Here is a 12,748-nt window from a genome sequence, read left to right on the forward strand (position 1 = left end):
CACCCTCTATACATTATGCGAAATGACATTGAGGGCGGTGCGGTTGCCGCTCCGCTGGATCTGGCTTTGGATCAAGACTTGCCTGCCGACCGCGATCTGGTGCACCGAGCGGCGAACGGATCCCAGAACGCCGGCTGCGCGGATTGCTCTGGCATGCGAATGCCACCGACATCCGGGCTTCGGTGCGTAGGCGGAACGCCAAACGAAAAGCGGTTCAGCAGTCATTGGTCAAGGTCGTCGTCATGGATCTTGGCGAGCAGCGAGAGCGGCACTTCGGCAAGATCGCAGGACAAGACGTTGGCGCTTTGAGATACAGATTCATTCGCACTGCTCACCAGCCGACGCTAGAGCCATCCCTTGCTGGGGACTGACCTTGAGCCCCCAATAGGCCGAGCAGCGGCGCGGCGATCGTGCTGACCCGCGCCGGTCATGCGCAGCTCGCGAGCTTGCCCGGAGCCACTTGCACTGACGTTTTGGCGCGCCGGATAAGCAGGCCTGTGAGCGTCGGCAGGAACGCACCGCTCAAGCGTCACGAAGGCATGGGTCCGACACGGCCACGGCCACGACCAAATAACGTCGTCTTCAGATCAACTCGCCTGATAGATTCTGATTGGGGTCGGAAGCTACCCTTCCCTACCCCAAATAAACATCCCTAATCCCCTTCGTCGTCAGCATCCGCTGTTCGCGAGGCCGCCACCGTCGAGGCGGAGCGCGGCGCCAAGCAAGATATTCGTCGCGTCGCCCCTCCACTCTTGGCTGATTGCCTGGAAATAGGGTCCGTCATGCGCTTCCGGTCGAAAAGGCTTATCACCCTAGTTTTTCTCGCAATTCAACAGCGCAAAGCCTCATTGCGGCCCTTGCGAGAGGAGCTGGATTTTTTCTTGAGCAGGATGTTTATCCTGTCTCCAAAATGGAACTATCGGTCTTTACCCATGCGGCCAAACCAACCTCGCCAGCCGGCCACCGCAGGCCGATACGCAATTTTTGCGGGAACGTGCAGTTCCACTTCGGTACCGGTGGCAACGCCATTTCGAAATGCGAGCGTGGCACCGATGCGTGCAGCGCGCTCGCGCATGCCGGCCAATCCCCAGTGACCGGGCCGCACGCCCGCGGCAAGCACTTCGGTCGCGATGCCGCGGCCATCATCACTGATACACAGGCGCAACGCCTTGGCGCCGTAATGCAGTTCGAGCGTTACGGTGCCCGCCTGTGCATGGTTGAACGCATTGATGAGGGCCTCGCGTCCGATGCCGAACATCTCGTCATGTACCAGTGGATCGAGCGGTCTCTGCGTACCTTCGACGCGCATCTGGAAGTTCGGTGCAGCGTCGTGCATCAGGTCAGCGCCCACGCTGGCCAACGCCTGCGGAAAGTCGCTGACCGGCGCGGCAGCGGCGCGCAATCCTTGCACGCGATCACGCCCTTCGCTCAGCACATCATCGGCACGCTCGAGCGCGCCCTCCATCGCAATGCGTGCCGGCTCCTTCACGGGGAGTTTTTCGATCGCCGCCTGGAAGCGCAGGATCAGGCTTTGGATACCCTGCAACAAGGTGTCGTGCAGTTCGCGCGCGATCCGTTCGCGTTCGAGATGGCGCTCGGCCAGCCGCGCCTGCAAGCGTGCCTCCATAACCCGCAGTCGGCGCAGGTAAATGAGCCAAAGCAGCCCGGCTCCAACGAGCACGCATAACGTCAAGAACCAGCTCGTCAGATAGAAGGGCGGTGGAATCTGGATCTCCATCGCTGCACCCTGCGTGTTCCAGACCCCGTCCTCGTTGGCGGCAAGAACGCGAAATCGATAGTGGCCAGGACGCAGATTGGTATAGATCGCCTCGCGCCGCGTGCCGGCGTCTTGCCAACCCTGATCGACGCCTTCGAGCCGATAGCGAAACCGCACCCGTTCTGGAATCGAAAGGCTCAGCGCGGCGTAGGCGATGCGTAGTTGTTGTGCACCGACGGGCAATTGCAGCAACGCTCCGGGCAAAAACGGACGACCATCCACCTCCACAGCATGCAGATACACCGGCGGTGGCAACGGATTGTGGTGCAAGCGGTTGGGATCGATCCAGGCCAAACCGTTGTCGGTGGCGAACCACACCCGCCCATCGCTGGCTTCGGCTACGGTGAAGTTGGTCGGCGCCATCTGCGGGGCGCCAGGCAAGCCATCGAGATAGTCGAACCTTCGGTAACGCACCGGATGTGTCGGATTAGCGAGCACCTGCGAGACTTCTGCAGCCGGTATGCGAATCGCCCCTTGCACATCGCTGAGCCATAGGTCGCCAGAGGCAGTTTCGACCAGGCCAGAAATGCTGCCCAACGTGTCATTTTTTGCGGAAACAATCTTGGAAAAGCGCCCTTGGTGGTACAGCGCCAGTCCGAGTTCGCCGGCAACCCAAAGATGAGGTCCGCGGCCACCGATCGCCATCACCCGGCCCACCTGAGGCCCCTGTTCGCTCGTATAGGTATGGGTTTTGCCACCTTCGATGCGGTGCAAGCGATCGGGCAGCGTGCTCAGCCAGACGCGCCCCTGGGTATCTTCGAATACCGCACTTGTGGCGCCTGCAGGATATCCGCCCGGTGTGGTGTCTTCCCATTTGCCGTCGCGGAAGTGCTTGAACCCATGGCCTCCGATGTCGGCCCACAGTCCTCCACTGCCATCGCCGTGAAGCGTGTGCAAGAACCAATCGCCTCCACGCACACCAGCGGGCCAGGGCATCAGCACGAAACGGTCTTGATAGTAGCGCCAGAGACCAACATATCCTGGCCACCAAATGGCACCGACGGGATCACGATAGGCACTGTCGATATTGACGACCTGCGCATGCGAAATCACTGCGTTGCCGCGGATTTGCAGCAGAGGTCTGGCCGAGAAGCTGGCAGCCCAGATATCACCGCCCTCTCCCGCCATCAGGGTGAACCCGGCGTGTCCGCCAGGTATGCTCACCGGTACAACATCGCCATGGCGGAAACGATCGACTCCCTTATCGCTGCCAAACCAAAGATTGCCTTCGCGATCCTCCAGGGCGGCAATCAGCAAATCCGAACTGAGTCCGTTTGCTTGCGTAAACACCTCGACCCTGGAAGCCGGTTTGGGTTGTTCGGGGTGGCTGATCCTGCGCAGGCCGTCACCCACGGTGGCGATCCACAGCCCGCCATCTCGGTCGAACGTGATGGCCTGCGACCCCACCCAGATTTCTTCGTCCTTGCCGACACGGCCGCTGCTTGCCAACGCGAGCGGCCGCACCGCGCGCGCTGTCTCGGCAATCCAGTGGCGTCCCGCTGCGTCCTGAGCGATTTGAGCGGCATCATTCAATCGCTGGCCCGTATCCCGGAAGACCTGCTCGCCGCGCGGCAGGAACAGCAGCTTCTCGATGCCGGCGGCCCACAGCGTGCCCGTCCGATCGACGCCCAGCACCCGCGCGCGCTCGCCTTCCGGAAAGCCCTGCACTACGCCGACCGTCTTCCAGCGTTTGCCCTCGCGGACAGCCAAACCACGCGCGGTGCCGGCCCAGATAGCCCCGTCATGATCTTGTGCGAATCCGAACACGATGTCGGGTGGGAGCTCATCTTTGCCCGAATACACCTGCAAGGTCTTGTCTCGGAGACAGGCCACTGCGCCATTGCGAAAGCCGATCCAGAGATCGCCCTCTCGGGTCGCCAGCAGCGCGGTGACATTGGGCGACGGCAGCTGCGAGCCGCCAATGCTGTCGTAGCGTTCGAAGGTCACGCCATCGAAGCGGAACAAGCCGGTTGCTCCACCGATCCACAGGTAGCCATCACTGGTCTGGGCAAGCGCACGTACCTGACTCGGCGCGCCATCGCGCGCAGTCCAGGCGGTATGATGCAGCTGCGCGAGGTTGCGCTCGCGGTCGAGCGCATGCGCATTTAGCGCAAACAGCAATCCTGCGCCCGCGATGCAGCAGTGCAGGATGAAGCGCATCCATAAGGGTGTCAGACGACGCAACGCCGCCATCTCCTATCTCAGGGTGGATAGACCAGGCCCACTCCGAATCGGAGAGCGTTCTGCAGCCCTGGCCTCTCGCGTCGATCGCGGTGATGGCCAAAGCGCTTCTGTGCGTCACGGGCTGCGTGACTGTATCTCATGCCGCCGGATTACGTGATATCACCAAAAGCCCTTGACTTGATAGCAAGCTCAAGCGCATTGCAAGATTGCAAGAGTTACCCGTGTAAAGCCAGTGAGTCGGGCATGGTCGACCATCTCCAGCTCAATCGTTTATCACCTGGCATGTGCGTGGTTCACCGCCTCAACGTTGGCGAGGCAGTGTCAGATGCGTTGTAATTCAAAGCAAAGCATGCCGACGTGACCGGACTCTCCGTAGGTAGGCATGTCCACCTCGCCCTGGTCGACATGGGGGCGCATTGAATGGCCCTGATCAGCCTGGCGTTCGATGCGCGACACGGCGCCGCTGGTGATGGACAAGCACGGTAAACAGTCCAAGCAGTCCGCCAAGGCAGGTCGCCAGCAGAGGCAGATGCGTCGGCATATAGGCCCCCCGATCGCGGTAGCTTTCTGGATAAAACGAGGGTTCCAGCAACCACCAGGCGACGCCGCCGCCGAGCAGCAGCGCGCAGAGCGCGGTCTGCAGCTTGACTGCAGGCGCAGCGACATAGGCAAGAATGACAACCGCCAGCGCGGCGCTGAAGCCTGCGCCAGGAAGATGCCAGACGCCAACCACTGCGGTCGACAGACTGCCGAGGACGCCGGCAATGAGAAAGCCGCCCAAGAGGATCGGCAGTAGCAATAACCAACGCAGCGCCATGATCTTTCCTTATGCCTTTGACCGTCAGGCGCCGCCCTCACGCCTAGGTGGAGTCGTCTTGCAGAGCAAGGCCCCTTCGCCTTGCCTCCATCTTGTTCTGGTGACCGATGGGTTGCAGGCGACGCAAGATCGCCCCGATTCACACCTCGAGAATGCCGCGTTTGAGGGCGAGTAACACCGCGTGCGTACGGTCCTTGGCACCAAGCTTGGACAGGATGCGCTTCATATGCGCTTTCACCGTGCCCTCGGTGACGCTGAGGCTTTCGGCGATTTCCCGATTCGCGTTGCCACGCGCCAGCTCTCGCAAGACTTCCATCTCGCGTGGTGACAGGTCGTCCTCGCCGGCATGCTGTGCCAGTTCCATAGCGATTTCCGCAGGCACCACACGCCGCCCTGCGTGGACTGCGCGGATCGTATCGCGCAATTCCTTGCGCATCATTCCCTTGAGCATGAAGCCCCTGGCTCCACTCTTGAGCGCGCTCATCGCCTGCGCGTCGCCGCGGTAGGTGGTCAGAACCACGATGCGCGCTTCCGGCCATTCGCTGAGGATGCCGCGCAGCGCTTCCAGCCCGCCCATGCCAGGCATCTGCAGATCCATCAGCGTGACGTCCGGCCCATGCACGCGAAACTGTTCGATCGCCTCGCGGCCGTTTGTGGCCTCGGCGATCAAGGCGATGTCCGGCTGCTCGCTCAACGCGGCCTTGATGCCGTCGAGCAGCAGCGGATGGTCGTCAACGGCCATGACGGTAATCAACGCTGGCGAGGTGTCTCTAGCCCGATTCACGTCGGGTCCTCCTGATGCATGCCAAGGAGCTTGCGCCAGTTCCAGCGCCGTCTTCGGGCGTCTTTATACGCCCAGCTGCCAGGCAGCTGCAATTGCACGGTGCTCCCAACACCCGGTTTGCTCGAAATGCTGAGATTGCCGCGCACCCTGGCGGCACGCTCGCGCAAGCCTTTCAGGCCCCAGTGCCCATCCTTGACTCCCGATAGATCGAAGCCAGATCCATCGTCGCTGACGCGTATCTCAAGTTGCCGGCGCCCGAAAACGGTGACGACCTGCACGCGGGTGGCACGCGCATGGCGGAAGGCATTGGCCATCGCTTCGCTGCCGATATGGAAGGCTTCATCCAGAACCAGCGGATCCAGTGCGCGTCGGGTGCCCTCCACCGAGGCCTGGAAGGCCACGCCATAATCGCGCGCCAGTTCGCTTCCGGACATCGCCAATGCATCCGGCAGGTCCATGCAGACCGAAGTGCGCAATTCAGCCACCTTGTCGCGACCATCGGCCAGAATTCTGTCCGCGCGATCCAACGCATCTTCCATCAGTTCGCGTGCGCGCTCTCCGTCCGGTATCCGTTCGGCAGCCGATTGAAATCTCAGCATCAGCCCTTGCACGCCCTGCAGAAACGTATCGTGCAAATCGCGTGCGATGCGCTCGCGTTCCAACAATCGCGCCTCACTTCGCCATTGTAGCTTTGCCTTGACCTGGCGCATGCGCAGGAAAAACAGCACCCATAGGGCGCAGGCGATCGCTGCAATGCACAGGGCCAGGAAGGTGCGTGACTGCACGAAGGTGGGCGGAACGACAAAGTCCACGCTTGCGCCAGCGTTGTTCCAAACCCCCGACTCGTTTGCTGCAACAACCTCGAAACGATAGTTCCCGGGGCGCAGACCGGTGAAAAAGGCCTCGCGCCTGGTGCCTACGTCTTCCCAGCCCATGGCCGATCCTTTTAGGCGATAGCGGAACTGCACGCGTTCGGGCATGGTGAAACTGGGTGCGGTATAGGCGAGCTGAATCACCCGCGGCTTGGTAGGCAGCGCTATCACTGAGCGACTCTGTCCTTCGATACTGGTGCGCTGGCCATCCACCGTGATGGATTTTAGGTAGACGTTGGGCGTCACCATATTGCGTGGCAGTGGCCCCGGCGCAAGCGTAACCACGCCGCTGGAGGTCGTGAACCACAACCGTCCATCAGTACTTTCGATGGCAGTTGGCCATGTGCTCAGGAGCTGTACGGCTCCTGGAAAGCCATCGTTGTGGTCGAACAGCCTGGACCTTGCCAGATGTGCCGGGTTTGCCACGATATTGCGAACTTCATTTGCATCGATGAAGACCGCGCCATCGCTGGTGTTCAACCACAGTTCCCCCCCTGCCCGCTGGATGAGCCCGGCGATGCTGCCGAACCGAAGTCCTTCGCTGTTGAGTACCGAGTGAAACCGCTTGCCATCGAAACGAGCGAGGCCTTTTTCGCCGCCGATCCAGACATCGCGACCCGACACGGCCATCACCTGCACCGGGCCTGTCGCCAACCCATCCGCAGCGCTGTATACCCTAACTTGGTCGCCATCGACGACCGCCAGGCGATTGTGCACATAGCCAAGCCAGAGCCGCCCAGCTGCATCCACGGTCATCGATGTCGCCGGCTCGCGCGGCAACGCGGCCAACCCGCCCCACAACATCCAGCGATTGTCGACGACCCGGTACACGCCTCCCCGGATCACCGACACCCAGAGCGTGCCATCCTTCTGGCTGGCAATCGCCTGGATGCCGCTGGCTTTGTGTGTGTGCTGGGGACGCCATTCGACAAGTCCCTTGCTGCTGCTGCGATAAATGGAACTGTGGCGTCCACCCAGCCATAAGGTGCCGTTGTGATCCCGGTGCAGGGCTGAAAAGTTCTCATGGGACGACGGCAGCGATTCTTGTCTTAATCCGTTCCGTAATCGGTGCAGTCCATGGTCCGAATCACTGACCCAGATCGAGCCATCTCCCGCTGCAGTCAATGCCGCACCGCGTGAAGCGCGCTCAAGCCCAACTCGCAAGAAGGCAGAGCTACGAAATCGCGACAACCCACCATCAGAGATTACCCAGGCGTTGCCTTCGCGGTCCTGCATGAGCGCGATCGGCGTCTCGCCCAACAGACGGATGGGGGCAGTGACATCTTTGCTCGCCGGGGTGCTCTGTGTTGCCGTGCGGTCTTGCCGGAGCAGTGGAATCCGCTTGAGGCCATTGGAGGACGCATGCCAAAGCATGCGATCGCGGTCGATCATCAATACCAGCAGCTCAGCGGCAGACTCTGGAAAGTTCTGCCAGGTCATTGCCAATGCGTTTCCGACCTGTGGGGCTTTCAGTTCACTGAGCCCTAATCGATGCTGCGCCAACCAGACCTGCCCATCCGGCGATTTCAGCAAGTAACTCCATTTGGTATGGTTCGCCTGCCTCAGGCCAAGTTCGAAGTGACGCTCTCCACGCCGGCGAAAGTACAGCGAATCGTCCGTATAAGCCCACAGCGTGCCCGCGCCGTCGAGTTCCAGCTGGTTGACTTGCACCGGCGGAAACTGCCAGGCCGTTTCCGCCTGCGTCCACCGCCCGCCTTCTAACCGGAACAAGCCGCGTGAGGTCCCGATCCACATGCGGCCGCCATCCTCGGCAAAGCTCATCGCCGTGTTAGGTGGCAAGCCATCCTGAGTGGAATAGTGCTGCGATGTTCCATCCTCACCGATGAAGCTGGCGCCGCCGAACAGATAGCCGACCCACAAGCCCCCCGCTGGCCTTGCCCACAGTGCATAGATTTGCGATGTCGGCAAAGGAACGCCGGCAACCTGCTGGACGCGTTCGAACTTGACCCCATCGAATCGGAACAAGCCTCCACTGGCGACAACCCAGATATAGCCATCGCGCGTCTGGGTCATGGCGATCATGCCGCTTGGCGCGCCGGTCTGGACCGTCCAGTGCATCTGGTGCAACTGGAAAAGCGGGACCTCCGCCAGCTGTGCGAATGCCGGCAGACATGCGCACAGCGTCAGTGCCCACCCCAGCACAAGCCGAAATGCCAACGCTGGGGCACGAGACACGCTCACGCCGCGCGTGCGCCAAGCCGGCGTGGACGAGGTGGGACCCGTGCGTTGTGACGGTCGGGAGGCGCGGGAGGGTGGCAAGCATCGCCTGATAGGCCCAGCAGATCGGCAATGCGCACCAGCTCGGCAAACGAACGCGCACCCATTTTATCCATGACACGCTTGCGATGGATCTGCAGTGTCGCCTCGCTGATGCCCATGGCTGCGGCAGCCTGCTTATTGAGCAGGCCATCGGTGACCAGCTGTAATGCTTGCCGCTCGCGCGGCGTCAATGCTGCGTAGCGCGCCATTGCGTCCGCGAACCTGGTCGCCGTCGCCACGATCCACTCGTCGAGCTGCGCATCGATGCCATCGAGATCGTCCGATCGCAACAACACACAGGGGGCGTGTGCGCCATCCCCCATCACCAGCATGGCCGGCTTGACTGCTGCATCGCGCCGGGCGGCCACCTCACCGCACGATAGCGGAAGTCCTGGTGTTTGCCAGCGGCTGGCATCGACCAGGACGAACATGATCGGAGGAGGCTGTTGCATGCGGATGGGTCCCGTTGGAACGCCTACTACCGTAACTGCGCGTCCCCGCCCCCACAATGCTCTCAAGTCCAGCAACTGCATTGCACCTTAGGGTAATAGCCGAGCATCGGATCGGCAGTGAGTGCTTCGCTACGCGATGCGTCAACCCGTCCGGGCACTGCCCCAGCTGACGCGGAAGTCTTGCGCGGTCCGAATGCCGAACCCACCCTGGACCACGACCGGATTGCCGTCGAATCGCATGTCCGGTAGCCGTTGCGCCATTGCAGCCAGGCCTTCCTCAAGCTCGATCATGGCCAATGCCTCACCGAGACAGCGATGGACACCACCGCCGAATACGAGTTGGCGCTTGGGAGCGTCAGTGCGATGAATGTCAAAGTGCTCCGGTTCCGCATACAGCGCCGGGTCACGTAGTGCAGATAGCGTGGACAAAGACAGGATCTTCCCTGCAGGCACCAAGGTGTCATCCAGCACGATGTCCTCTAACGTGATACGCGGCACCGATGCCACCGCCGGCTGATAACGCAGGCATTCGCGTACTGCCGCCGGAATCAATGCTGAGTCGCGGCAGACCGCTTGCCACTGCTCCGGATGCTGCAGTAAGAGCGAGGTCTGGATTGCAAGTGCACTGCGCGTGGTGTCGCTCCCGGCGAGCAGGATGGACATCAATTGCGCCACGACTTCGGTCTGGGAGAGCTGCCCGGATGCATCGCTGGCAGCAATGTAGCTGGTGATGAAGTCCTCGCGTGGGTGACGCCGACGGTGGGCGATCAAGCCCCGCACATAGGCATCGAGCTCGCCTGAAGCTTGCTGTAGCTCGGGGACTTCGTCAGGGGTAAAGGTGGAATTGAACGCGCGTGACAAGCTGTAAACGCAACGGGTAAAGGCCGGGATATCCGTCTCGGGCAATCCCAGGATGTGGCAAATGACACGCGCAGGAAGCCAGCTTGCGAAGTCGCCGATGACGTCCATTGCGCCCGCGTCGTAGCGCGCATCGATCAGTTGTTCGGCAACGCGACGCGCGTAGGGGCGTACGTCCTGGACGAAGCGCGATGCAAATGCCTGAACGAGCGGTAGGCGCCGGTTCCGATGTGCCGTTCCATTGCTCAGCACCATGGTGTGCTTCAGGAACTCGAGCAAGGGACCATCGGTGACACCGCGCGCGGTGGCGATCTCGGTTTCCATCTGCCTGGTTCGCGGGTCGACGAGCAGCTGCTGCACATCCTGCGCACGTATCGCGACATAGAGTCCGTCGTCGCGCTGCAGGACGGGCGTCAGCGGACGCAAGCGTGCGAATACGATCTGGGGGTTGGCCTGCAGTTCGGCGCTCGTACATTTCAGAGGTTGCTGCATGATCATCTCGTGTGGGGGAATGCGAGGGAATCCACTTCGATTGGACAGTGCTGCATGCACCGTCGGTAAGAGCCAGAGGGATACCAGCGGCGAACGCGTGTCGACCTGGAAACGACGCGAGCACTAAGACAGCCTGTAGGGCTGTGCGACAAGGCGGGCCGCACGTGCGCCTCTTTTCCGATGGCAGCGGCATTGCAGCGGACGCGCATGGTAGTGCGCACGCAAAGGATGTCGCGTCGCCCGGAAGTCGCGCGGTCGATTTACCCCTTTGGAGTAACGCGCGCTATACCGTACGCCTCGCGCTTCATACGATGAATATCGAATATCGCTCGGCACGCGCAGTGCAGATACTGCTGCGGCCGACCTGTCGTGGTGCGCTTGCAGTATCCGAAGCGGCATCGACATGCGGCGTGATGCCGCGCCTTTGTGCCTTGGCCGTGCTGCCGCCATCAAGAGTCCTTGATCGCTCTAGCGCAGGAATTGCCTGGCGCATGCGCCGAGTCGACAGGATCGCGCCGTGCTGGCTTGCGCCATGCATGCATCCCCCACCCTTTTCGGAAGCGCAAAGGCACTGCGTTGCCGCTTCTCTACCGGATTCAAGAGATGCCAATGATTTTCGATCCACTCCGATTGACGGCCGATACACCGCAACTGACACGTCATTACGACTTCATCGTCTGCGGCGCAGGCCCCGCCGGCAGCGCTCTCGCCGCGCGGCTGGCAGAAAATCCGCAGGTCGAGGTTCTGCTGCTCGAAGCTGGCGGCAGCGATGAGGTTCCGGAGGTGATGACCCCGACCCAATGGCCGCTCAATCTTGGCTCCGAGCGCGATTGGCAATTCGTTGCCGAGCCCAATCCGCATCTGAACGATCGCGCGATTCCGCTCAACATGGGCAAGGTGGCGGGCGGTGGTTCGGCCATCAACGTGATGGTGTGGGCACGCGGCCACCAGGCGGATTGGGACAGCTTTGCGCAGGAGGCCGGCGACGAGGGCTGGAGCTATCGCTCGGTGCTGGATGTCTACCGCCGCATCGAAGACTGGCAGGGCATTGCCGATCCGCTGCGACGCGGGAGCGGTGGCCCGGTCCATGTCGAAACCGCACGCGATCCGCATCCGGTTGCCAGCGCCATGGTCGAGGCCGCCGCATCGACCGGCCTGCCGACGTTCGATAGTCCCAATGGCGAGATGATGGAAGGCCGCGGCGGCGTCGCCTTGACCGAACTGATCGTCAAGGACGGCAGCCGCGCGTCGATCTTTCGCGCTTACGTGTGGCCCAAGCGCCACCAGCCGAACCTGACCGTGCTGCTGCAGACGCAGGTGAGCCGACTGCTGTTCGACGGCCACTCGGTGGTGGGCGTGGAAGCGATCGTTGGCGATCGTCGCCAACGGTTCATGGCCGACCGCGAGGTGGTGGTGTCGCTGGGCGCGATCAATACACCCAAGCTGCTGATGCAGTCCGGGCTCGGCCCCGAATCGGAACTGCGTCCCCATGGCATCCACGTCGTCCAGCATTTGCCGGGCGTTGGCCGCAACCATCAGGACCATGTGGCCTTCGGCTGCATCTTCGAATCCAGGGCGCCGATCGCTGCGCAGTATGGCGGCTCGGAAGCCACGCTCTATTGGAAGACCGACCCGGCGTTGCAGCTACCGGACGTGTTCCACTGCCAGCTGGAATTTCCGGTGGCTACGCCCGAAACCGCGCACATGGGCGTGCCGGACCACGGCTGGATGGTGTTCGCCGGACTGTCGCATCCCAAGAGCCGCGGCAGCTTGCACCTGACCGGTAGCGATCCGGGCGCGCCGCTGCGCATCCACGCCAACACGCTCTCCCACCCCGACGATCTACGGGCGGCGCGTGCCAGCGTCGCCATTGCCCGGGAGCTTGCCCATGCACCGGCGTTCGACGCATTACTGAAGCGCGAAGCGATGCCCGGGCCGCTCTCGGGTGCGGAGATGGACCAATACCTGCGCAACTCCGCCATCACCTTCTGGCACCAGGGGTGCACGGCGCGAATGGGCCGCGATGCCCTCTCCGTCGTCGATGGCCAACTGCGCGTACACGGCATCGACCGCCTGCGCATCGCCGATGCCTCGATCCTGCCCAATGTCACCAGCGGCAACACGATGGCCCCGTGCGTGGTCATCGGTGAACGCGCCGCCGACATCATCAAAGCGGCCCATCGCCTCTGAGCCGCTTCACTCGTTCAACCACGCTCGTTCACCAAGGAGATT

General features: G+C 62.1%; 7 protein-coding genes. 1 reads left to right on the forward strand and 6 read right to left on the reverse strand.

Going from position 1 to position 12,748, the window contains the following annotated elements:
• Positions 1-916 precede the first annotated feature (916 nt).
• The 6 genes from J7396_RS21570 to J7396_RS21595 form a co-directional block, all read right to left on the reverse strand.
• Positions 917-3,970, reverse strand: a complete 3,054-nt coding sequence (locus J7396_RS21570) for a sensor histidine kinase (protein WP_209262095.1) — start codon at positions 3,968-3,970, stop codon at positions 917-919.
• Between the two features lie 421 nt (positions 3,971-4,391).
• Positions 4,392-4,778 (reverse strand): hypothetical protein, encoded by a 387-nt coding sequence (locus J7396_RS21575; protein ID WP_008575730.1) that lies wholly within the window; start codon positions 4,776-4,778, stop codon positions 4,392-4,394.
• 139 nt (positions 4,779-4,917) lie between these two features.
• A complete protein-coding gene (locus J7396_RS21580) occupies positions 4,918-5,520 on the reverse strand; it encodes a response regulator transcription factor (RefSeq protein ID WP_008575732.1) in 603 nt (200 codons plus the stop codon).
• A 38-nt stretch (positions 5,521-5,558) separates the two neighbouring features.
• On the reverse strand, positions 5,559-8,513 hold the full coding sequence (locus J7396_RS21585; RefSeq protein ID WP_244669810.1) for a sensor histidine kinase: 2,955 nt from the start codon (positions 8,511-8,513) through the stop codon (positions 5,559-5,561).
• 119 nt (positions 8,514-8,632) lie between these two features.
• Positions 8,633-9,247, reverse strand: a complete 615-nt coding sequence (locus tag J7396_RS21590; protein WP_244669812.1) for a LuxR C-terminal-related transcriptional regulator — start codon at positions 9,245-9,247, stop codon at positions 8,633-8,635.
• A 60-nt stretch (positions 9,248-9,307) separates the two neighbouring features.
• On the reverse strand, positions 9,308-10,516 hold the full coding sequence (locus J7396_RS21595; protein ID WP_228734071.1) for a cytochrome P450: 1,209 nt from the start codon (positions 10,514-10,516) through the stop codon (positions 9,308-9,310).
• Positions 10,517-11,119: 603 nt separating this feature from the next.
• On the opposite strand from J7396_RS21595, the gene J7396_RS21600 reads away from it, so the two are divergent.
• Entirely contained in the window at positions 11,120-12,706 is a 1,587-nt protein-coding gene (locus J7396_RS21600) for a GMC family oxidoreductase N-terminal domain-containing protein (RefSeq protein WP_057681768.1), read from the forward strand.
• Positions 12,707-12,748 lie beyond the last annotated feature (42 nt).

Source organism: Xanthomonas sp. A1809 (assembly GCF_017746015.1).
GTDB classification, from domain to species: Bacteria; Pseudomonadota; Gammaproteobacteria; order Xanthomonadales; family Xanthomonadaceae; genus Xanthomonas; species Xanthomonas euvesicatoria.